Consider the following 20,560-nt stretch of genomic DNA (forward strand, 5'->3'; position numbering starts at 1 on the left):
GAGCCGGCTCCTACAAGGGAGCGGTCGTATGCGAATAACCCGTACGACGTCAATCTTGTAGGAGCCGGCTTGCTGGCAATTGCGGACAACATGGCCCCACAGGCTTACGCGTTTCCAAGGATATGACCATGTCCCAAGATCGTCGCTACAGCTTCGAGTTCTTCCCTACGAAGACCGACGCTGGGCATGAAAAGCTGCTTGCCACTGCTCGCCAGTTGGCCACTTACAACCCTGATTTCTTCTCCTGCACCTACGGCGCTGGCGGTTCGACCCGTGATCGCACGCTGAACACCGTTTTGCAGCTGGAAAGCGAAGTCAAAGTTCCTGCCGCTCCACATCTGTCTTGCGTAGGCGACAGCAAGGACGACCTGCGCGGCCTGCTGAGCCAGTACAAGGCGGCCGGCATCAAGCGTATCGTTGCCCTGCGCGGTGACCTGCCTTCCGGCATGGGCATGGCCAGCGGCGAAATGCGCCACGCCAATGACCTGGTTGAATTCATTCGTGAAGAGACCGCCGACCATTTCCACATTGAAGTCGCCGCTTACCCGGAAATGCATCCGCAGGCGCGCAATTTCGAAGACGATATCGCCAATTTCGTGCGTAAGGCCAACGCCGGCGCCGACAGTGCGATCACCCAGTACTTCTTCAACGCCGACAGCTATTTTTATTTCGTCGAGCGTGTGCGGGCGCTGGGCGTGAATATCCCGATCGTGCCGGGGATCATGCCGATCACCAACTACAGCAAGCTGGCGCGCTTTTCCGATGCCTGCGGCGCGGAAATCCCGCGCTGGATCCGCAAGCAACTGGAAGCGTACGGCGACGACACCCAGAGCATTCAGCGCTTTGGTGAGCAGGTCATCACCGAAATGTGTGAGCGCTTGTTGCAAGGTGGCGCACCAGGCCTGCATTTCTATACTCTGAACCAGGCAGAAGCCAGCCTGGCCGTGTGGAACAACCTGAAGCTACCACGCTGATTGTCTCCACACAGGTACACAGGCCCTCTTCGGAGGGCTTTTTACATTTAAACGAATCCACGGAACGCTGTAGTTCAATGATGACCGCGCCCTCGACGTCACGCCCACAACTCGTCTACCTGGTTTTCGGCTCCGAAACTTACCATCAGGAAGCCGTGTTCAGTATCTCCAGTGCCCTGAGCTGGTTGCGTGAAACACCCGATGCGGCGCTCGATATCCAAGTTTTCAGCGACAACCCGCAGCCCTATAAACACCTGCCTGTGCGCGTGCGAGCCCTCGACGAGGAGACACGCCGACGCTGGAACGAACCCCACGGCTATCATTTCCGCGCCAAGCACGTCGCTCTGCGCACGGTGCTCGAAGAGGCCGAAACGGCGCTGCTGATCGACACCGACACGTTCTTCCACTGCTCGCCGCTCAAGCTGTTTGAACGCGTGCATCCTGGCACGCTGCTATGTAATGACTACTACACCCACTACGGCAACAATAAAGAAAACGTGCTCTACAGCGCACTGTCGGCCACGCTCATGGAAAAAGGCCTGGCTGACGACCAGATGATGCTGCTCAACTCAGGCGTCATCGGTTTGCATCGCCAGGATGCTCATGTGCTGGATCGCTCGATCGCGCTGATCGACGAGTTGTTCCCGTCCGCGCAAGGTGCCTACACCCTCGAAGAGTTCTGCCTGTCGGTGGCGGCCTATCGGACACTGGAGGTCAAGAAGTGTCCGGACCTGATCCATCACTACTGGAGCCGCAAGCAGTTGTTCAGGGCCAAGATCAAGGCCTGGGGGGTCAAACACGCCGCGCAACCGATCAGCCAGGAAGCGTTGGATGACACCCGTCACGTATCGGCCCAGCTTCCTCGGCCACCACGATCCCAGCGGATGCTTTACAAGATCATCACCCTGGCACTGCCCGCACACCTGCGTCAGTTCATTCGTGAAATTCTCTATGGCTGCTACGAGCATCCCAACGAATTCGACAGAGCCTGCGGGCCGGTCTGGTGGGAAAAAGCCCTGCAAAACCAGCAGGAACGCCTTGGCACCCCGGTTTGCCAACATTTGCTTGAGCAGTGGCTCACCAATGGCCTGGTCAAACTGATTCTTGGGCAGCGGCGCACAGCGATACACGAACATTTGCTCAACTTACCAAGCAAATAGAGAAATCGCGCGCAATCTGCTCAACACAGCGGTTAAACATGCACGCCAGAGCTTCTCATTAGGCGATAGGCATACTAACCTCAGGCCATGCCCGTCATTGCCCAGTTGCTCACCGTTGTGCTTTTTACTTGCCTGAGCTTCGCCGCTCGAGGCGAGAAGCTGCGCATTGTCACTGAACCCTGGGCTCCTTACGTGTACGAGGAAAACGGCAAATCCCTGGGCCTGGACTACGAAACCACAGCCATTGTCTTCAAGCGCCTGGGCATCGAAGTGGAATGGCAATTCCTGCCATGGAAGCGCTGCCTGTCGATGCTGGAAACGGGTCAGGCGGATGGTGCGCTGGACATTTTCCACAGCGATGAGCGCGATGCGACCCTGCTCTACCCTAGCGAACCGTTGTCGCAAGTGCAGTTCGTGATGTTCTACGCCAACGACCGACCTCATCCATTTAGCACCCTCGACGAACTGCGCGGCCTGACCATCGGCACCTCGCCGGGTTACCTGTACAGCCAGGACTTCCGGGAGTCGACGCTGTTCACTCGCGAACCGGCCCCCAGTCATGAAGCGAATTTCGGCAAGCTGGTACGCGGCCGGATCGACCTGTTGATCACCGACCGCCGGGTCGGCCAGCATTTGCTCGATGAACTGAACATCCGCGACAAGATCACCGAAAACCCGGCCATCATCAGTCAGCAGAGCCAGTTTCTGGCGGTACGCCGCAATGCCGGCATGGACTTGCTGGTGCAGCGCTTTGGCGCCGAACTCAAGCGCTTCAAGCGCGAACCGGCCTACGCGGAGCTGAGTGCCCGCTATGGCGCGGCGCCGCCGAACGCCTTGAACTCCGCAAGGTCCACGGCCACCACCGCCAAAACCGTTGAGCAGCAGGAAAGCGGCGCGCAGTGATTGCTCTGTTATACTCCGGCGTTCCCGCCAGGCTCACGCCCGGACGCTCGGAATCGTAAAGGTATCTCGGCCCCGCTACAGCGCAGCTTTTCAGCCCGCGCGAGCGCTCCAGACGAGCCTTCGTGACCGAAGCAGGACCGGACGGGATTGCGTTCCTCTTAAACGCTATTCGCGCCAGGCAAGACTCCCATTGGGCCAAGCCCTAACTTAGAACAGGATTACTCATGTCCTTTGCTTCCCTCGGTCTCTCCGAGGCTTTAGTCCGCGCCATCGAGGCAGCGGGCTATACCGAGCCTACTCCGGTGCAACAGCGGGCCATTCCCGCCGTGTTGCAAGGTCGCGACCTGATGGTTGCGGCACAGACAGGTACCGGTAAAACCGGCGGTTTCGCCCTTCCGATCCTGGAGCGGTTGTTCCCCAACGGTCATCCGGACAAATCCCAGCGTCACGGCCCGCGCCAACCGCGTGTACTGGTCCTGACCCCTACTCGCGAACTCGCGGCGCAAGTGCATGAGAGCTTCAAGGTCTATGCCCGTGACCTGAAGTTCGTCAGCGCCTGCATCTTCGGCGGCGTCGGCATGAACCCGCAGGTTCAGGCCATGTCCCGTGGCGTAGACGTACTCGTCGCTTGCCCTGGCCGTTTGCTCGACCTGGCCGGCCAAGGCAGCGTCGACCTGTCCCACGTGGAAATCCTCGTGCTGGACGAAGCTGACCGCATGCTCGACATGGGCTTTGTCCATGACGTGAAGAAAGTCCTGGCCCGTCTGCCGGCCAAGCGCCAGAACCTGTTGTTCTCGGCGACCTTCTCCAAAGACATCACCGACCTCGCCGGCAAGCTGCTGCACAACCCGGAGCGCATCGAAGTCACGCCGCCGAACACCACGGTCGAGCGAATCGAACAGCGCGTGTTCCGCCTGCCGGCCAGCCACAAGCGTTCGCTGCTGGCGCATCTGATCACCGCAGGCGCCTGGGAACAGGTGCTGGTGTTCACCCGCACCAAACACGGCGCCAACCGCCTGGCCGAGTACCTGGACAAACACGGCCTGAGCGCCGTCGCGATCCACGGCAACAAGAGCCAGAACGCCCGCACCAAAGCCCTGGCCGACTTCAAGGCCGGCACCGTGCGCATCCTGGTTGCCACCGACATCGCCGCTCGCGGCCTGGACATCGACCAGCTGCCTCACGTGGTCAACTTCGAGCTGCCGAACGTCGATGAAGACTACGTGCACCGCATCGGCCGTACCGGCCGTGCCGGTCGTTCGGGCGAGGCGATTTCGCTGGTCGCCCCGGACGAAGAAAAACTGCTGAAAAGCATCGAACGCATGACCAGGCAGAAAATCGCCGACGGCGACCTGATGGGCTTCGATGCCAGCGCCGTAGAAGCCGAGAAGCCTGAAGCACGCGAGCGTCCGGACATGCGCAACCCGCGCAATCCACGTGGCCCGCGCGGCGACGGTCCGAACGGCGGTGGCGGCGGTGGCGGTCGTAAAGACAAGGGCAAGGACAAGGGCAAGGAAAAACCGGCGTCGGGCGAACGCGGCGAGCGTCCAGCCCGTCAGCAAAAGCCACGCGAAGGCACCCCGGCCCGTGATCAGCGTCAGCCAAGCCAGCCGCCGCGCGCTGCCGCTGACCGTGCTCCAGACGAGTTCCTGGACGACGATATCGATAACTTCGGTAACCGCGTCGACTATGTGCCGCAGCAAAAACCGGCTCAAGGCCGTGGCCGCCGTCCGGGTGCTCCGGCACAAGGCGCGGCAGCGGGCTCCGGCGCACCACGCGGCGGCAAGCCACAGGGCCGTCAGAACGGTCCACGCAACAGCGATGGCGCCAGCACCGGCACACCACCTGCCAAGCGCAGTGGCCCACGCAATGGTGCGCCACGTGACGGCCAGGCCCGTCGCGAAGACTCGCGCAACCGTCGCCCGGCCCGTGACGACCAGCCGCGTTCCGAACCGGCCGTGCAGAACCCGCGTGGTCCGGCGCCGAAGATCATGCACAAGGAGTCGAAGGCTGACCGCTTCCCGACCCCTGAGCAGCTCGATCAACTGCCAAGCCGTCCTCGTGGTGAAAAGCCGGCGTTGCTGACCCGCAATCGCTAAGTAATTGCTGCAATAAAAAATGCCCCGGTTCGTGAGAACCGGGGCATTTTTTTATGGGCTGTAGGAGCCGGTTTGCTGGTGATTGGGGCGACTCGGTTTCTGCTGTGTTGCAAAAAACGCTATCGCCAGCAAGCCGGCTCCTACATTCTCAGTATTACTTCGCCTTCACACCTTCAAAGGATACGTACAGCTCAACTGCATCGGACGCTGGGCCCAGGTCTTTCTGCTTGCCGAAATCGGCGCGCTTGATGGTGGTGGTGCCTTCGAAACCGGCACGGTAGCCGCCCCATGGATCCTTGCCTTCACCCAGGAAAGTGGCCTTGACCACGACTGGCTTGGTCACGCCTGCGATGGTCAGGTCGCCAGCCACGTCGGCAGTGTCTTTACCAGCGGCGTTCTTGCCGGTGGATTTGACGCTGGTGGAAACGAAGGTGGCTTTGGCGAACTTGCCCGCGTTGAGGAAATCACCGCTGGCGATGTGCTTATCGCGCTCGGCATGATTGGTGAACACGCTGGCGGTGTTGACGTTGAACTCGATCTTGCTGTCTTCAGGCTTGGCAGCGTCGAAGCTGAACTTGCCGTCGATGTCCTTGAAAGTACCGGTGATGTAGCTGTAGCCCAGGTGGCTGATTTTGAAGTCAACGAAGGCGTGCTGGCCCTCTTTGTCGACGACGTAGTCAGCGGCCATAACGTTACCGGCGGACAACAGGGCGGAGCCGATTGCCAGAGCGGCCAGAGTCTTTTTCAACATGCTTTGTTTTCCTTTGGAGTCGAGGTTGAACTTCAGGCTTTGCGACCCAGCATGCGCTTGAGGGTCACATCACGGTCAATAAAGTGGTGCTTCAATGCTGCCAACGCATGGAGGCCGGAAAAAATTACCAACACCCACGCCAGGTAGAAGTGAATCACGCCAGCGGTATCTGCCTGGTCCGGCAGTCCGGAGACCAGCGCAGGTACTTCAAACAAGCCAAACACCGGAATACCGACACCGTCCGCGGTGGAAATCAGGTAGCCGGCAACCATCACAGCAAACAGACTGAGATACAGAAAGCCATGGCCGAACTTGGCGCCGAGGCGCGTCATGCGGCTGTAGCTGGACAGGGTCGGTGGCGGCGGACTGATAAAACGCCACAACACCCGCAGCACCATCACACCCAGCAACACCAGGCCAATACTCTTGTGCAGGTCCGGCGCGTCTTTACGCCAGGTGCTGTAGTAGTCGAGCCCGACCATCCACAGTCCAAGCGCGAACAGACCAACGACCACCAGCGCCACGCCCCAGTGCATGAAAATGCTGACCCAGCCGTAGCGGGAAGTAGAGTTACGTAGCTGCATTGCCTAGATCCTGTAAGTGCTGGCCCAAGACTATCGATTTATCTATCGAATTAAAGCGGAAAATTTCGCTCTGAAATATCGATAAATACGATCAAGAGCCTGGAGCAAGCAAGTTAAGGAAAGATTAAAACTCAAATTGTGAAAAAAAGTGAATACAAAACGGTGAACACCTGTATCGAAAGGTTTATTCGATTTCGCTCTCGATTTTTTCAGGCGTAAAAAAACGCGGTCCTGAGCCGCGTTTTTTTTACGCCTGTACGTTAACGATCCCCGGGACCATTGTCTTGCACACTGCCTAGTTGTGGTACACGGGGGGTGGCTGTAGACAGTCAGGATCGTACGGATTGATCTGGCATGTATAGGCCAGGCCATGGGTGTACCCCCTACCCCATCCAGGAAACAGCTCGGCATTTGCACAACCGAACAGGCTTATCAAAAGGATGATCACTATCAGTTTTTTCATGTTCTCTCCCGTTTCTGAAGAGCATAGAACTCAAGGCCAAGCGTTACCTATCATTACCTTCCGATTCGCTTGTGGGAACGCTCTGATGTATCGCTGAGGCCTGTAGGACCTGACAGATTTGGTCGCAATGTCTCATGTCTGACGGCAAAAAAAAGCGCGACCCTCGGGCCGCGCTTTTTTACACCGGGGCTTTACTGAGCCTTGGTCTCAGTAGTCGCCGCCGGTTTGGCCGCTGGCTTCTTCGCCGGCTCGGCCTTCTTTGCCGGAGCCTTGGCCGGCGCTTTTTTGGCCTCGGCTTTGGCCGCCGGTTTGGCTGGGGTTTTAGCCGGGGCCTTCTTCGCAGGCTCGGCTTTTACCGGGGTTGCAGGCTTCGGCGCTGCAACCGGTGCCGGGGCAGCGACCGGGGCTGGAGCAGGCGCCGGAGCTGGCGGTGCAACAGGCTCTGGCGCCTTGACCGGTTCTGGCTTTTTCTCGTCATCCGAGCCGCCGAACAGGTTGGTGAAGAAGTTACCCTTCTTCGCCGCCACCGCACCGGCTGCAGCGGCAGCGGCTACCGGAGCGGCCTTCGCCGGTTCAAAGGATTTGCCCGCCGCCAGATCTTCAACCTGGCTGGCCGCGCGCTGACCGGAACGCAACGCACCTTCCAGAGTGCCCGGGTACAGGGCGTCAGTGTGTTCGCCAGCAAAGGCTACGCGTTGAATCGGGCGTTCCCACAGGCGCCAGAACTTGCTGATCTGGCCCGGGCCAAAGGCCAGGTAAGCGCCGCCCATCGAGGGGTCGGTGCTGTAGCGACGGATTTCATAACCGGTGAACGAGCCACGCGCCTGTGGATAAAACGCGTGCAGGCGAATCAGCACCTGGTCAACCATCTGCTTGTCGCCGAACGCCTGCATCACCCGCGCGTTGTCGCCGGACAGGTTGATCACCACGTTGGCGCCACCCTTCAAGGCCGGTTCGATCCACAGCATGCCCAGACCGGTGTTGCTGTAGATTTCACCGGACATGCGAGCCTTGGGCTCCCATACCGGCGTTTTGAACTTCAGCATGATCTGGTCGCGCCAACCGTAGTTGGTGCCCTTGATTGCCGCCAGGTGCTGGGCGTCCAGCGCCGGAGTCATCTGGATCTTGTTCAGGGCGCGTAATGGCACGGCCAGCACCACGTAGTCCGCCTGATAACCGACGCTGCCGACTTTGACGGTGACGCTGTCCTTGTCCTGGACAATCGCCGAGACAGGCGAGCTGGTCTTGATGGTTTTCAGTTGTTTGACGAAGGCCTGGGCCAGCACCGGACTGCCACCGACCAGACGCGACGCACGCAGGTCACGGTCGGACACGCCACGATACACGCGGCTCTGCTGCGCGAAGTACAACAGCGAGATGCGCGAAGGTTCGTCGTAACGGGTACGAATCTGCTGGTTCACCAGCTGACGGGCAGTGGCCGGCAGGCTCAGGCGATCCAGCCAGTTGGAGACGTTGATCTGGTCCAGAGCGTGCAGGGTGCTGTTGGCCGACGGGTTCGTCGGATCGTCGATCGAGCGCGCGAGGTCGTCAACGGTCTTTTCGTAGCGTTTGAGCGCTTCGGCAGTGGTCGGATCCTTGGTGGCCAGGTCGGCAGCGGTGTAATACACGCCGTCGATCAAGTAGCCGGGAGTCCGCACGAACTCAGGGGCCGGTGTGGTGCTCAGCTTGAACGTCGAGACGTACTTGTTCAGGACCGGTTGAGCCTTGTCGTTGCCGATCCACTCGCTGGTGGCCATGCCGGAACGACCGCCCAGGCTCGATTTGGCTTCCAGCAGCGTGACCTGCCAGCCTTTGTTCTGCAGCTCATACGCCGCCGTGAGGCCCGAGACCCCGCCGCCGATCACGATCGCGGTTTTATCCTTGGCCAGCGCAGACACGCTGAACAGCCCCAACATCACCAGCGCACAGGCGCGCAGCCAACCGACAGACATTCAGCGAACTCCGGAAATACACGAAAAATAGCGATTTGTGCGAGCCAGACGACTCAAGAGCCGTGAAGGATACGTCAGGCTTCAGACGCCCGCCAGCAACGTCTATCGGCCTGTACAAAGTAGCTCAATCGACACAATGGGTTGTCCCGGTGGCGTGCATTGCATAGGCTTGCGCGATTGTTTGTTCGCGCCTGCCGCGGACCGCCTCGAGGAGAGAAGAAATGGGCCTGAATAACCAGTGGATGCAACGCGATCTCGCGGTGTTATGGCATCCCTGCACCCAGATGAAAGATCACGAGCAACTGCCGCTGATCCCGATCAAGCGCGGTGAAGGCGTCTGGCTGGAGGATTTCGAAGGCAAGCGCTACCTCGACGCGGTCAGTTCCTGGTGGGTCAACGTGTTCGGCCACACCAATCCGCGGATCAACCAGCGCATCAAGGACCAGGTCGATCAACTGGAACACGTGATCCTTGCCGGTTTCAGTCATCAACCGGTGATCGAGCTGTCCGAACGCCTGGTGAAGATGACGCCGGAAGGCCTGACCCGATGCTTCTACGCCGATAACGGGTCGTCCTGCATCGAAGTCGCGCTGAAAATGAGCTTTCACTACTGGCTCAACCGCGGCCAGCCGAACAAGAAACGTTTTGTCACCCTGACCAACAGCTACCACGGCGAAACCATGGCGGCGATGTCGGTGGGCGACGTGCCGCTGTTCACCGAAACCTACAAGGCGCTGTTGCTGGACACCATCAAGGTGCCGAGTCCGGATTGCTACCTGCGTCCCGACGGCATGAGCTGGGAAGAACACTCGCGCAACATGTTCGCGGCGATGGAACAGACCCTGGCAGAGAACCACGACAGCGTCGCTGCCGTCATTGTCGAGCCGTTGATCCAGGGCGCCGGCGGCATGCGCATGTACCACCCGGTGTACCTCAAGCTGCTGCGCGATGCCTGCGATCGCTACGGCGTGCACCTGATTCACGACGAAATCGCCGTCGGCTTCGGTCGCACCGGGACCATGTTCGCCTGCGAACAGGCCGGCATCCGCCCGGATTTTCTCTGCCTGTCCAAGGCCCTGACCGGCGGCTACCTGCCGCTGGCAGCGTGCATCACCACCGACGAGGTCTACAGCGCCTTCTACGACGACTACCCGACCCTTCGCGCGTTCCTGCACTCGCACAGCTACACCGGCAACCCGCTGGCGTGCGCGGCGGCGTTGGCGACGCTGGACATCTTCGAAGAAGACAACGTCATCGAGAACAACAAGGCTCTGGCCCAGCGCATGGCCTCCTCCACCGCGCATCTGGTCGATCACCCGAACGTCTCGGAAGTGCGCCAGACCGGCATGGTGCTGGCAATCGAGATGGTCAAGGACAAGGCGACCAAAGAAGCTTATCCGTGGCAGGAACGTCGCGGTCTGAAGGTGTTTCAGCATGCGCTGGGGCGTGGTGCCTTGCTGCGGCCGTTGGGCAGCGTGGTGTATTTCCTTCCGCCGTACGTGATCACCCCGGAACAGATCGACTTTCTGGCCGAAGTGGCAAGCGAAGGGATCGACATCGCGACCCACGACAGCATGAGTGTTTCAGTGCCCAAGGATTTCCATCCGGGGTTCCGTGATCCGGGCTGACAGTCATTGCACAACCCCTGTGGCGAGGGAGCAAGCTCCCTCGCCACAAAAAGCGACTCCGATCGAATTGAGTAGAGACCCAACATGAGACTGTCCCGCTTCTTCATCGATGCCCCCCTGAGCACCGGCGAACACGAATTGCCCGAAGCCCAGGCCCACTACATCAGCCGCGTGCTGCGTATGGCCGAGGGCGATGCGTTGCAGTTGTTCGACGGCTCGGGCCAGGAGTTTCGCGCCCGGCTGCTCGAAGTCGGCAAGAAGCGCGTGGTGGTGCAGATCGATGAAAGCTTCGCCGGCCAGGTCGAATCGCCTTTGCAGATCCACCTCGGCCAGGGCTTGTCCCGTGGCGAGCGTATGGATTGGGCGATTCAGAAAGCCACTGAACTGGGTGTCACTGAAATCACGCCGATTTTCAGCGATCGCTGCGAAGTCCGGCTCAAGGACGAGCGCGCCGACAAGCGTCTGCTGCATTGGCGGCAGGTGGCGATCAGCGCGTGCGAACAGTGCGGGCGTTCGCGAGTGCCTTTAATTCATCCGCCGCTGTTGTTGGCGGATTGGTTGAAGCAGACGCAGGCTGAGTTGAAGCTCGTCTTGCATCCGGTGGCTGAGCCGCTGGTGAGTCATGCCAAGCCTGCGACATTGGCCTTCCTGATCGGCCCTGAAGGCGGATTGTCGGATGCCGAAGTCGAACAGGCCAAGGCCAACGGTTTTCATGCCGCCCGCCTTGGTCCGCGGGTGTTGCGGACCGAGACCGCGCCGGTAGTGGCGTTGGCGGTGGCCCAGCAACTTTGGGGTGACTTCTAAGGCCCCATCGCTGGCAAGCCAGCTCCCACAGTTTTTTTGTCGAACACATTATCCGTGTTCCAACCACAATCCTGGGGGAGCTGGCTTGCCAGCGATTGGCCGCGACTCGGTTTACAAAACGTAGAAGAAAATCGCTACAAAGTGCAGCAAACTCCCCGCGATCACAAACAAATGCCAGATCCCATGGGCATGGCGCAGGCGATGATCGAGGGCAAAAAAGATAATCCCCACGGTGTACAACACACCACCCGAAGCCAGCCAGGCAAACCCGGCGCTGCCCAATGCCGCCAGCAATGGCTTGACCGCCACCAACACGATCCAGCCCATCACCGCGTAAATCACGATCGACAGAATCCGTGCCTCCGAACGTGGCTTGATCTCTTGCAGGATGCCGATCAGCGCCAGCCCCCAGACGATCCCGAACAACGTCCAGCCCCAAGGCCCACGCAGCGTTACCAGACAGAACGGCGTATAGCTGCCGGCAATCAGCAGGTAGATCGAAAAGTGATCGACCTTCTGCATGATCGCTTTCTTGCGCCCGCGCACACTGTGGTACACGGTCGAAGCGCTGTAGAGCGACATCAAAGTAAAACCGTAAATCGCCACGCTGACGATTTTCCATGGGCTGCCGTCCATGCTGGCGATCACCAACATCCATACCACCCCGACCATCGCCGCCAGCGCCCCGACCAAATGCGTCCAGGCGTTCAATCTTTCCCCGTGATACATGTCTCGCTTACCTCAAGATGCTTTACCGCCATGCGCAAGGCTCAGGCTTCAAGCGTAAAAGCGCAATGTTTCCGAACGACGCGCCCAGTTGAATTGGGCACAATCGGGTCATTCCAAAAAGAGTCCGCCCCCATGCTGATCGATGAAGAGTTGACCCTGAAAAAACTAGAGGTGTTCCTGGCCTTCATGCGCACCGGTAACCTGGCCCGGGCCGCCGTCGAGTTGCAGACCAGCAACGTCAGCGTTCACCGCGCCATCCACTCTTTGGAAAGTGCCCTGCGCTGCCCGCTGTTCAAGCACGAAGGCCGCAACCTGACGCCGCTGGAGAGTGCCTATGTGCTGGAAGAGCGGGCGCAAAAGCTGATTCAGGACGTCGTCGAAAGTGTGCGCCTGACCCGCGAAGCCGCCGGCTTTTCCGCCGAGCGCTTCAAATTGGGTTCGCTGTATTCGCTGACGGTGAAGACCGTGCCGCAACTGATCATGGGCCTGAAAATCCGCCGCAGCGAGCTGAACATCGATCTGATTCTCGGCTCGAATTTCGACCTGCTGTACAAACTCAAGAACATGGAAGTCGACGCGATCCTGGTGTCGCTGGACGACAGCATCATCGACCCGGACCTGGAACACATCCCGCTGTTCTCCGACGACATTTTCCTCGCCACACCGGCCGATTCGAAGTTCGCACAACGGACTGAAGTCGACCTCGCCGAGGTCCGCGATGAAACCTTCATCACCCTGACCCAGGGCTTTGCCACGCATCAGGATGGCAAGCGGGTATTCGAGCAGGCGGGGTTCGAGCCGAAGGTGGCCATGCAGGTCAACGACATCTTCACGCTGTTGAGCATGGTCAGCTCGGGCGTGGGTTATGCGCTGCTGCCGGGGAGGATTGCGGCGGTGTACGAGAACCGGGTGAAGCTGATTGCGTTGCAGGAAAAGTATCGGTTGCAGCAGCACATTGGCGTGGTGTTCCTCAAAGCCAAGGAGCGCGACCCGAACCTGCTGGCGTTGCTGGCGGAATGTCGGATGTATGCCAATCGGCAGGTCTGAGACCTTGTGGCGAGGGAGCTTGCTCCCTCGCCACAAAAGCATTAGCTCATCAACCAACAATCCCGCGAATAATCAAGTACAGCAGCGATGGCCCGAGCAGGCAACCCAGCGCGGTGTAGAACGCCGCCGTCAGGCAACCATAAGGCACCAGTTTCGGATCAGTCGCCGCCAACCCGCCGGCCACACCACTGGAAGTCCCCATCAATCCGCCGAAGATCACTGCGCTGCGCGGATTGTTCAAGCCGATCAGCGGCGCCACGAACGGTGTCATCACCATCACCAGAATCGCCTTGATCAAGCCCGCCGCAATCGACAGCGCCATGACTTCGGAACTGGCACCGATGGCCGCGCCGGTCACCGGCCCGACAATGTAGGTCACCGCACCGGCACCGATGGTGGTCAGGCTCACCGCATCGGTGTAACCGAACGCCATCGCCACTGCGACACCCGCGATGAATGAAGTGCCCACACCGACGAACAGTGCCAGCACGCCGACAAACCCGGCACGCTTGAGCTCATCGACACTGACGCCAAATGCCGTTGCCACGATGGCAAAATCCCGCAACATCGCCCCGCCGAGCAGGCCGATCCCGGACAATAACGGAATGTCCACCACGCCTTTTTGACCCCCTGTCAGCGCACCACCAACATAGGACAGCAGCAGCCCCAAAAGAATGGCAATGGCCGAGCCGTGCAGGCGACCTTTGGTGAACGTATTGGAAATCCAGTAGGACACCCACATGGTCACGCCGACAATCAGAAAGCCACTGATCAGCCCGTAACCGGTAATCACCTTCATCATCGATTCGTACATGGCGATTACCCCACTGTCTTCGCAGGATTGATCGCAGACGGCTCTTTGTTACCGATACGCACCAGCACCGGCACCAGGGCGAAGGCAATCACCACCGCCGCCGTCCCCGCCAGGATCGCCATCGGCCCACCCTTGAGCGCGCCATACACGTTTTGCTGGGCCGCCATGGCGACGACAATCGGAATATAGACCGCACTCCAGAACTCCACGCCCTGTTCGGTCTTGCCTTTGAACCAACCGTTTTTATTGAGATAGCTGCCCAGGCCAATCAGCAGCAGCATCGCAATCCCGACGCCGCCGACGTTGGCCGGTACGCCAATCAGTTTGCCGAGCAGTTCGCCAATGAAAATACCCACTAGGGTACAAAAGCCGAGAAATGCCACACCGTAGATAATCATTGTTGTTGTCCTCAAAGTGCATCGTCGAATGTTGTTTTTGTTGTTCGAAGCCTTAAGTCGGGTGGTCTAGGATTGGCGGCTTCCCTCCTCACGCATCAGCGCCTGCAGGGTATCGAGGCGTGCACCGTCGAAGGCCATCACGGTGCCTTGCTCGAACACCCGGCGCGCCAGCCCGGTCAGCACCGCACCGGGCGGCAGTTCGATCTGTAGACGTACGCCACGCTCGTAGGCGCTTTGCACGGTGCCGCGCCAATCCACCACGCGGCACATGTTAAAGGCGAGGTCGTCGCGCAGGGCATCGACGCGGGCCACTGGCCGCGCGCGACTGCCGCTCAGGTAGCCGATCCGGGGTGTTTGCAGCGGCACCTTGGCGAAGGCTTCGGCAAGGGTTTTCGCTGGCGCGTCCAGCAGCGGACAATGCGACGGCACGCTCACTGCCAGACGCTTGGCCAGCCCTGCCCCGCAAGCTCGTGCCAACTCGGCCACGGCTTTCATTGCGCCCTCACTGCCGGCAATCACCAGTTGGTTATCGGCGTTGATGTTGGCCAGGTAAACCGGCGTGTCGACACTGTGAACCTGCGCCAGCAAACCTTCCACGGTGGCCAGGTCGAGACCGATGATCGCGGTCATGCCGTAGCCCTGTGGATACGCCCGCTGCATCAGTTCACCGCGCAGGCTGACCAGCTGCAGTGCATCGCTGAATTCCAGTGCACCAGCCACCACCGCTGCCGGATAGGCGCCGATGGAAAGCCCTGCGACGTAATCCGGAGCCATCGCCAACTGCCGTGAAGCCGCCACGCCAGCGATCAACAGGCAAAGCTGCACCGCCCTTGTCGACTGCAGTGCCTCGGCGCAATCGAGCAGCAAAACGTCTTCACCGAGTACGTCGCTCGCCTCGCTCAAGGTATGCGCAGGCAAACGCTGAAGCATGCCCGGCTGCTGCGCGCCCTGCCCCGGGAACACCAGCAAGCTGCTCACGCCGCTTGCTCCTGCGGGTTCCACGGATCCGTCACCAGAAGGGCTTCGCAGGTGTTTTTCAGCAGTACCCGATGCGAAGTGCCAGCCCATTCGCGCAAGGCAACACCGCCCAACGGCGTCTGCAGTTGCATGTCGACCACGCAGGGCGCCGCGTCCAGCAACGCCAACAGTTCACGAGCCTGATCCCGCGCCAGCGGTTGCGGCGTGCGCAGGATCAGGTCCAGGTCGCTGCCCTGATGAAGGGCTGCAAAACCGCTGGCCAGTTCGAACCCGGCGCTGCCGCTGACACCCCAGACCCAACCGCAGGCATCCAGTGCAGGCCGCAATTGAGCCAAGGCTTCAAGGGCCGGCAAATGACGCTCAGCGTCGAGGTGACAGAGTTCTTCCGGCGTGACGCGACGGGTGATCGCGGCAATCGCCATCGACGTCGCAAAACGCTGCTCACGCAAACGGCCACGCACGCCAACCGCGATCCGACCCGCCGTCGACATCGCGCGCCGCACCACCACCGGTTGCCCGGCACTGAGCGACTCGACCGCCCACGCAGGCGCGTCCGCGGGCAACTGCGCCGGGGTCATGCCCCAGAGCAGGTCGTGGGCCGGAAACGTGTTCACCACTGCTCTCTCAGCAATTGGCGAACCTTGCTCGAAGCCGCACGGTTCGTCGCACCGAGACGACCGCTGAGATCGGCCCCCTTCTGCGCCACATCGCCAATCGCTTGTGTCAGGCAGTCAGTCACCCGCGCCAGATCCGCCGAAGTCGGCTGTTCGATCTGCTCCACCGACAAGATTTCCCACAGCAACCCAAGGCTGGCATAGCTGTCGATGTCATAGGCCATTGGCGGCACGCTGGCGGCCAGGGTTTCCAGCTCTTCGACGCTGCGCAAGGTTACCCGCGCCGCCGAGGCCTTGCCCATGGCATGCACCATCACCCCCGGATCACGCAGGGCAATCAAACGGTTGGCTTGATAACCGTGAGCGAGAAATGCCCCGGACATCGCCTTGCCCACCAGCAGACCGATCACCGCATGACCCGCCAGACGTGCACGGGCATAGCTGTCCGCCGCGCCGGCCAGGGCCTGATGGATACCGAGGGCTTCTTCGCGCCGACCATAGGCCTGACTCGGCACATCGACGATAGCGATCAAGGCGCGTTTCTGCGGTTTGTCCTGGTCAGCGGCGATGACTTCATCCACCGCCCTGGCCAGACCCCAGCCTTCGAGCAGACCGACCTCACCATGACGAGCGCGGACGAAACGGTTTTCCGCGTCGGCCACCACGGCGATAAACCGCACCGGTTGCCCGGCCAATAAACCATCGGCGACTTTCAGCGAGGCCGGCAAACCGGCGACCGGTCCGGCATCGGCGCTCAAGGCGTTGAACCAGTTCAAGCCTCTGAGGGAATTCGCACTCATGAGCGCTCTCCTTGGTACAGGTCGCGAACCACGGAGGGTTCGATTTGCGGTTCAGCATTCAGACGCGCCAAGCGTTGCAGGAACAGGTCGGCCTGTCGGCTGCGCGGCTGCGCCGGCAAGCCTTGCTTGAGCAACTCACCGACCTGCTGCTGGATCTGCGCAACGTCATCCGCGACATAACGATCCACCAATCCACTGGCGAAGCGCTGTTCGCCACCGGTCAGGCTCCAGATGAACGGACGATCCCGGGAGTCGTACTCCTCAAGCCCGGCCTCCTGCTCGATCACCTGCGGACCGTTGAGGCCAAGCCGCGCTTCCTGGGTCACCAGCAAGTAGCTGCACAACCCGGCGGCAATCGACATGCCGCCGAAGCAACCGACGCTGCCCGCCACCACTGCAACCACCGGTTGGTACTGCTGCAAGTCGACAATCGCCGCGTGGATATCGGCAATCGCCGCCAGGCCCAGGTTGGCCTCCTGCAAACGCACGCCGCCGGTTTCCAGCAGCAACACGGCGCGGGTCGGGATGCCTTTGCGGTTATCTTCGGCGGCCAGTTCCAGCGCACCGGCAATTTTTGCCCCGCCGACTTCACCGAGGCTGCCGCCCTGGAAAGCGCCTTCGATGGCGGCGATCACCACCGGCAGGCCATCGAGGCTGCCTTTGGCGATCACCACACCGTCATCGGCTTGCGGCACCACGCCCTGGCGGGACAACCACGGCGACATGATCCGCTGAAACGGGTCGAGCAACTCGCGAAAGGTGCCGGCATCGAGCAAGGCTTTTGCCCGCTGCCGCGCCCCGAGTTCGACGAAGCTGTGTTTGGTCAGCAACGCTGCGCTGTCAGTCATGGCCGATCTCCTCGAAGCCTTGTTCCAGACGCAGGCGGACTACGCCGGGGGTGGCGCCGAAATCGTGGATGTCGATGTGCATGGCCGCTGGCGTCTGGCCGTCGAACATCCGTGCAAACAGATGCTGCCAGCGCTGTTCACTGCCGTTGACCGAGGTCTGCACGGTGATGGTCAATTTGCCCGCCTGCCCCGGTTCGATCATGACTTCGAGATCGCCGGAGCCGACACAACCCACCAGCGTGCGACCGCGTGGTGGCTGCCCGGCCGGGAATTCAAAGGATAAGGTTTCCATCAGAAAGCTCCCTGTATAAGGCTTTCGCCCGACTCGACACGGTCGATAAACAGGCAGGCTGCGAGCAAGTCGGCAGCACCGCCGGGCGAGGCGTTCAATGCGATGAGTTGCTGGTCCAGCTCGTGCAGGCGACGACGTCCGGCGAGGCTGGCACTGCCACCGGCATCGAGCACCGCTTGGGCGCCGAGTTGCATGGTGCGCAAGCCTTCTTCTCCGGCGCGGTACAGCACGCAGGTGTCGGCCAGATTCGTCATGATCGCGAGCAAGGCATCGAGCCGTGCGTTCTGTTCGCCATGCCCGTCGGTGCGGCTGCGTTTGAGCTGCGGCAGCGCGCGCTGGGTCACGGCCGGGAAAGCCAATTGCGCTTCTTCACGAGCACCCCGCGCACCGTAGCGTTGGGCGACTTGCGCGCCGTGGCTGAGTGGTCGCGGTGCGTAGCGATCGTCGAGCAAGGCCAGCCTCGCCGCGCGCACCGCGATGGCACTGGCGGCGCTGGAGTCCGGCTCCAGGGCGGCGGCAGCGACCAACAGGCCCAACGCCCAGATCGCCCCGCGATGGGTATTCACGCCATGGGTGGTGGCGAGCATCGCTTGCTCGCCGTCACGGCCGATACGGCCAACGGCTTCGCGCAGCGGCAATCCGATTTCACCGAGTTCGATCGCCACTTCAGCCATTTCCTTGAACGCCGGCCACAAGGCCAGCGCCGAGGCGTGCATCAGCCCGAGGTGCAAATCGGTATGGGCACCATTGCCGCGACGGTCGACCAGTGCCGGTTTCGGCGACAGGTCCGCTTCGTCGATCAGTGCGTCCACTGCCAGGTCCGCCAGCCTTTCGGCCAGACTCAGGGTTTTCGGTTGCAGGTTGAGTGCGTGCATTACCAGCTCCTGAACTTGGCGGGCGGGTTGTAGAGGCCACCCGACCACTCGACCAGATCGGCCACGCTTTTCGCGGCGAGCAGTTCACGGGTGGCATCGGTGCGGCGGATACCAAGGTCTTCGGGCAAGGCGATCAGGCCTTCGCGGCGCATACGCGCAGTGTCTTTGGGGTTGTGACGCAGGCCGATGGCGGTCACGCCCGCGACGGCAGCAATCATTGCCTGCCGCTCCTCAAGCGAGCGCGCCTTGTACAGATAGGCGATGCCTTCTTCAGTCAGCAGGTGGGTAACGTCGTCGCCGTAGATCATGATCGGCGCCAGCGGCATACCGCTTTTCTTCGCCACTTCAACGGCGTCCAAGGTTTCGACAAAGGTTGGTTTGCCACCCTCCTGGAAGGTCTCGACCATTTGCACCACCAGTTTTTTGCCGCGTTCGAGCATCGGTTCGGCGGCGTCGGCGTGGCGCATATCCAGCCAGGCGGGCGTGCCGTGACGACGACCGCGCGGGTCGTGGCCCATGTTCGGCGCCCCGCCGAAACCGGCCAGCCGCCCGCGGGTCACGGTGGAAGAATGCCCATCGCCATCGACCTGGAGCGTGGCGCCGATGAACAGATCGACCGCGTACTGCCCAGCCAACTGACTGAACATCCGGTTGGAACGCAGGGAGCCGTCGCGCCCGGTAAAGAACACATCGGGTCGGGCGGCGATGTAATTTTCCATCCCCAGTTCGGTGCCGAAGCAATGCACGCTTTCAACCCAGCCGCTTTCGATGGCGGGGATCAACGTCGGGTGCGGATTGAGTGTCCAGTTGCGGCAGATCTTGCCCTTGAGGCCGAGGGATTCACCGTACGTGGGCAAGATCAACTCGATGGCGGCCGTGTTGAAACCGATGCCGTGGTTGAGCGACTGCACGTTGTGTTTTTCGTAGATGCCGCGGATCGCCATCATCGCCATCAACACGTGCACAGGCTTGATGTGCCGTGGGTCGCGAGTGAACAACGGTTCGATGTAGAACGGCTTGTCGGCCACCACCACAAAATCGACCCACGACGCGGGAATGTCGACCCGAGGCAGATCGCTGACGTCGTCCACCAACTGGTTGACCTGAACAATCACGATGCCGTCGCTGAACGCCGCCGGCTCGATCAGCGCCGGGGTGTCTTCGGTGCTTGGCCCGGTATAGATGTTGCCGGCGCGGTCGGCCATGAATCCGGCCGAGAGCACGACGTTGGGAATCAGGTCCACCACCAGCCGTGCGTAGAGTTCGATGTAGGTGTGAATCGCGCCGATTTCCAGCAGGCCGTCTTCAAGCAGCTGGCTGATGCGCAGGCTCTGGGTGCCGGCGAAAGAGAAATCGAGCTTGCGGGCGATGCCGCGTTCGAACAGGTCCAGGTGCTCAGAGCGGCCGACGCTGGGCATGATCATGTGCAGGTCGTGGAGCTTGGCCGGGTCAACCTTGGCCAGGGACCGGGAAAGGAAATCCGCCTGTTTCTGGTTGTTGCCCTCCAGCACCACGCGATCGCCCGGCAGGATCAACGCCTCGAGCGCCGCGACGATGTTGTCGGTAGGCAACACCACACCGTCGGCAAGACCTCGCACCTGTTCGAGACGCCGCTGCTTTTCGCTGCGTCGCCGCGTCCAACGCGCGTCGGGGGATATTGTTGTAGTCATGACCACTCCACGGGTTCGCTGTCGTGGAGCTACCTTAGGAGTGTTGGGTGTGGGGCATCAATCAAGCAGAGTGGTGGATAGTTACGGTCACCGTAACGAACAACCCCAATGTAGCGAGGGAGCTCGCTCCCGCTCGGCTGCGACGCAGTCGTCAATCTGCCCCATGAGGTGTCTCTG

20 protein-coding genes are annotated in these 20,560 nt (G+C 60.9%); 7 read left to right on the forward strand and 13 right to left on the reverse strand.

Annotated features, from left to right (window positions below):
• The first annotated feature begins 128 nt into the window (after positions 1 to 128).
• The 4 genes from metF (at position 129) to rhlE2 (ending at position 5,136) form a co-directional block, all read left to right on the forward strand.
• On the forward strand, positions 129 to 974 hold the full coding sequence (metF, locus tag BVK86_RS09965) for a methylenetetrahydrofolate reductase [NAD(P)H] (RefSeq protein WP_075946276.1): 846 nt from the start codon (positions 129 to 131) through the stop codon (positions 972 to 974).
• A 77-nt stretch (positions 975 to 1,051) separates the two neighbouring features.
• Positions 1,052 to 2,134, forward strand: a complete 1,083-nt coding sequence (locus BVK86_RS09970; RefSeq protein ID WP_075946277.1) for a hypothetical protein — start codon at positions 1,052 to 1,054, stop codon at positions 2,132 to 2,134.
• An 87-nt stretch (positions 2,135 to 2,221) separates the two neighbouring features.
• Positions 2,222 to 3,037, forward strand: a complete 816-nt coding sequence (locus BVK86_RS09975) for a substrate-binding periplasmic protein (protein ID WP_075946278.1) — start codon at positions 2,222 to 2,224, stop codon at positions 3,035 to 3,037.
• Positions 3,038 to 3,261: 224 nt separating this feature from the next.
• A complete protein-coding gene (gene rhlE2, locus BVK86_RS09980) occupies positions 3,262 to 5,136 on the forward strand; it encodes an RNA helicase RhlE2 (RefSeq protein WP_075946279.1) in 1,875 nt (624 codons plus the stop codon).
• Positions 5,137 to 5,290: 154 nt separating this feature from the next.
• Here rhlE2 and BVK86_RS09985 read toward each other — a convergent pair whose 3' ends face one another.
• From BVK86_RS09985 to BVK86_RS09995, 3 genes are all read right to left on the reverse strand, one after another.
• Complete coding sequence (locus BVK86_RS09985) at positions 5,291 to 5,887, reverse strand: YceI family protein (RefSeq protein ID WP_075946280.1); 597 nt, start codon at positions 5,885 to 5,887, stop codon at positions 5,291 to 5,293.
• A 32-nt stretch (positions 5,888 to 5,919) separates the two neighbouring features.
• A complete protein-coding gene (locus BVK86_RS09990) occupies positions 5,920 to 6,471 on the reverse strand; it encodes a cytochrome b (RefSeq protein WP_075946281.1) in 552 nt (183 codons plus the stop codon).
• 654 nt (positions 6,472 to 7,125) lie between these two features.
• On the reverse strand, positions 7,126 to 8,886 hold the full coding sequence (locus BVK86_RS09995; protein ID WP_075946282.1) for a flavin monoamine oxidase family protein: 1,761 nt from the start codon (positions 8,884 to 8,886) through the stop codon (positions 7,126 to 7,128).
• 221 nt (positions 8,887 to 9,107) lie between these two features.
• Between BVK86_RS09995 and BVK86_RS10000 the strand changes: the two genes are divergently transcribed.
• On the forward strand, positions 9,108 to 10,514 hold the full coding sequence (locus BVK86_RS10000; RefSeq protein ID WP_075946283.1) for an adenosylmethionine--8-amino-7-oxononanoate transaminase: 1,407 nt from the start codon (positions 9,108 to 9,110) through the stop codon (positions 10,512 to 10,514).
• Between the two features lie 84 nt (positions 10,515 to 10,598).
• Positions 10,599 to 11,318 (forward strand): 16S rRNA (uracil(1498)-N(3))-methyltransferase, encoded by a 720-nt coding sequence (locus BVK86_RS10005; RefSeq protein ID WP_075946284.1) that lies wholly within the window; start codon positions 10,599 to 10,601, stop codon positions 11,316 to 11,318.
• Between the two features lie 111 nt (positions 11,319 to 11,429).
• On the opposite strand, the gene trhA is transcribed toward BVK86_RS10005, so the two are convergent.
• Positions 11,430 to 12,047, reverse strand: a complete 618-nt coding sequence (trhA, locus tag BVK86_RS10010; RefSeq protein ID WP_075946285.1) for a PAQR family membrane homeostasis protein TrhA — start codon at positions 12,045 to 12,047, stop codon at positions 11,430 to 11,432.
• Between the two features lie 132 nt (positions 12,048 to 12,179).
• Here trhA and BVK86_RS10015 point away from each other — a divergent pair, with 132 nt between their 5' ends.
• Positions 12,180 to 13,094, forward strand: coding sequence for a LysR family transcriptional regulator (locus BVK86_RS10015; RefSeq protein WP_075946286.1), 915 nt, complete (start codon positions 12,180 to 12,182; stop codon positions 13,092 to 13,094).
• Positions 13,095 to 13,143: 49 nt separating this feature from the next.
• On the opposite strand, the gene madM is transcribed toward BVK86_RS10015, so the two are convergent.
• From madM to mdcA, 9 genes are all read right to left on the reverse strand, one after another.
• Positions 13,144 to 13,908, reverse strand: a complete 765-nt coding sequence (gene madM, locus BVK86_RS10020) for a malonate transporter subunit MadM (protein WP_075946287.1) — start codon at positions 13,906 to 13,908, stop codon at positions 13,144 to 13,146.
• A 5-nt stretch (positions 13,909 to 13,913) separates the two neighbouring features.
• Complete coding sequence (madL, locus tag BVK86_RS10025) at positions 13,914 to 14,306, reverse strand: malonate transporter subunit MadL (protein ID WP_075946288.1); 393 nt, start codon at positions 14,304 to 14,306, stop codon at positions 13,914 to 13,916.
• 66 nt (positions 14,307 to 14,372) lie between these two features.
• The gene (gene mdcH, locus BVK86_RS10030) at positions 14,373 to 15,284 is read right to left on the reverse strand and encodes a malonate decarboxylase subunit epsilon (protein ID WP_075946289.1); all 912 of its coding nucleotides are present in this window, start codon (positions 15,282 to 15,284) and stop codon (positions 14,373 to 14,375) included.
• Positions 15,281 to 15,901, reverse strand: a complete 621-nt coding sequence (locus BVK86_RS10035) for a malonate decarboxylase holo-ACP synthase (RefSeq protein WP_075946290.1) — start codon at positions 15,899 to 15,901, stop codon at positions 15,281 to 15,283. The genes mdcH and BVK86_RS10035 overlap by 4 nt, the downstream gene beginning before the upstream one ends.
• Positions 15,895 to 16,698 carry a biotin-independent malonate decarboxylase subunit gamma gene (gene mdcE / locus BVK86_RS10040; RefSeq protein ID WP_075946291.1) on the reverse strand — a complete coding sequence of 268 codons (804 nt, stop codon included), beginning with the start codon at positions 16,696 to 16,698 and terminating at the stop codon, positions 15,895 to 15,897. The genes BVK86_RS10035 and mdcE overlap by 7 nt, the downstream gene beginning before the upstream one ends.
• Positions 16,695 to 17,546 carry a biotin-independent malonate decarboxylase subunit beta gene (locus tag BVK86_RS10045; RefSeq protein WP_075946292.1) on the reverse strand — a complete coding sequence of 284 codons (852 nt, stop codon included), beginning with the start codon at positions 17,544 to 17,546 and terminating at the stop codon, positions 16,695 to 16,697. The genes mdcE and BVK86_RS10045 overlap by 4 nt, the downstream gene beginning before the upstream one ends.
• A complete protein-coding gene (locus BVK86_RS10050) occupies positions 17,539 to 17,838 on the reverse strand; it encodes a malonate decarboxylase subunit delta (RefSeq protein ID WP_075946293.1) in 300 nt (99 codons plus the stop codon). Before BVK86_RS10050 ends, BVK86_RS10045 begins: the two co-directional genes overlap by 8 nt.
• Positions 17,838 to 18,713, reverse strand: a complete 876-nt coding sequence (locus BVK86_RS10055) for a triphosphoribosyl-dephospho-CoA synthase (RefSeq protein ID WP_075946294.1) — start codon at positions 18,711 to 18,713, stop codon at positions 17,838 to 17,840. The genes BVK86_RS10050 and BVK86_RS10055 overlap by 1 nt, the downstream gene beginning before the upstream one ends.
• Positions 18,713 to 20,383 carry a malonate decarboxylase subunit alpha gene (mdcA, locus tag BVK86_RS10060; protein WP_075946295.1) on the reverse strand — a complete coding sequence of 557 codons (1,671 nt, stop codon included), beginning with the start codon at positions 20,381 to 20,383 and terminating at the stop codon, positions 18,713 to 18,715. The genes BVK86_RS10055 and mdcA overlap by 1 nt, the downstream gene beginning before the upstream one ends.
• Positions 20,384 to 20,560 lie beyond the last annotated feature (177 nt).

This window comes from Pseudomonas reinekei, assembly GCF_001945365.1.
Lineage (GTDB): Bacteria > Pseudomonadota > Gammaproteobacteria > Pseudomonadales > Pseudomonadaceae > Aquipseudomonas > Aquipseudomonas reinekei.

Coding starts and splice junctions, on each gene's coding strand:
- rhlE2 (WP_075946279.1), top strand. CDS start 3,262: ATGTCCTTTGCTTCCCTCGGTCTCTCCGAGGCTTTAGTCCGCGCCATC.
- trhA (WP_075946285.1), bottom strand. CDS start 12,047: ATGTATCACGGGGAAAGATTGAACGCCTGGACGCATTTGGTCGGGGCG.
- metF (WP_075946276.1), top strand. CDS start 129: ATGTCCCAAGATCGTCGCTACAGCTTCGAGTTCTTCCCTACGAAGACC.
- BVK86_RS09995 (WP_075946282.1), bottom strand. CDS start 8,886: ATGTCTGTCGGTTGGCTGCGCGCCTGTGCGCTGGTGATGTTGGGGCTG.
- BVK86_RS09970 (WP_075946277.1), top strand. CDS start 1,052: ATGATGACCGCGCCCTCGACGTCACGCCCACAACTCGTCTACCTGGTT.
- mdcE (WP_075946291.1), bottom strand. CDS start 16,698: ATGAGTGCGAATTCCCTCAGAGGCTTGAACTGGTTCAACGCCTTGAGC.
- mdcA (WP_075946295.1), bottom strand. CDS start 20,383: ATGACTACAACAATATCCCCCGACGCGCGTTGGACGCGGCGACGCAGC.
- madM (WP_075946287.1), bottom strand. CDS start 13,908: ATGTACGAATCGATGATGAAGGTGATTACCGGTTACGGGCTGATCAGT.
- BVK86_RS10005 (WP_075946284.1), top strand. CDS start 10,599: ATGAGACTGTCCCGCTTCTTCATCGATGCCCCCCTGAGCACCGGCGAA.
- BVK86_RS09975 (WP_075946278.1), top strand. CDS start 2,222: ATGCCCGTCATTGCCCAGTTGCTCACCGTTGTGCTTTTTACTTGCCTG.
- BVK86_RS10015 (WP_075946286.1), top strand. CDS start 12,180: ATGCTGATCGATGAAGAGTTGACCCTGAAAAAACTAGAGGTGTTCCTG.
- BVK86_RS10045 (WP_075946292.1), bottom strand. CDS start 17,546: ATGACTGACAGCGCAGCGTTGCTGACCAAACACAGCTTCGTCGAACTC.
- BVK86_RS10050 (WP_075946293.1), bottom strand. CDS start 17,838: ATGGAAACCTTATCCTTTGAATTCCCGGCCGGGCAGCCACCACGCGGT.
- BVK86_RS09985 (WP_075946280.1), bottom strand. CDS start 5,887: ATGTTGAAAAAGACTCTGGCCGCTCTGGCAATCGGCTCCGCCCTGTTG.
- BVK86_RS10055 (WP_075946294.1), bottom strand. CDS start 18,713: ATGCACGCACTCAACCTGCAACCGAAAACCCTGAGTCTGGCCGAAAGG.
- madL (WP_075946288.1), bottom strand. CDS start 14,306: ATGATTATCTACGGTGTGGCATTTCTCGGCTTTTGTACCCTAGTGGGT.
- BVK86_RS09990 (WP_075946281.1), bottom strand. CDS start 6,471: ATGCAGCTACGTAACTCTACTTCCCGCTACGGCTGGGTCAGCATTTTC.
- BVK86_RS10000 (WP_075946283.1), top strand. CDS start 9,108: ATGGGCCTGAATAACCAGTGGATGCAACGCGATCTCGCGGTGTTATGG.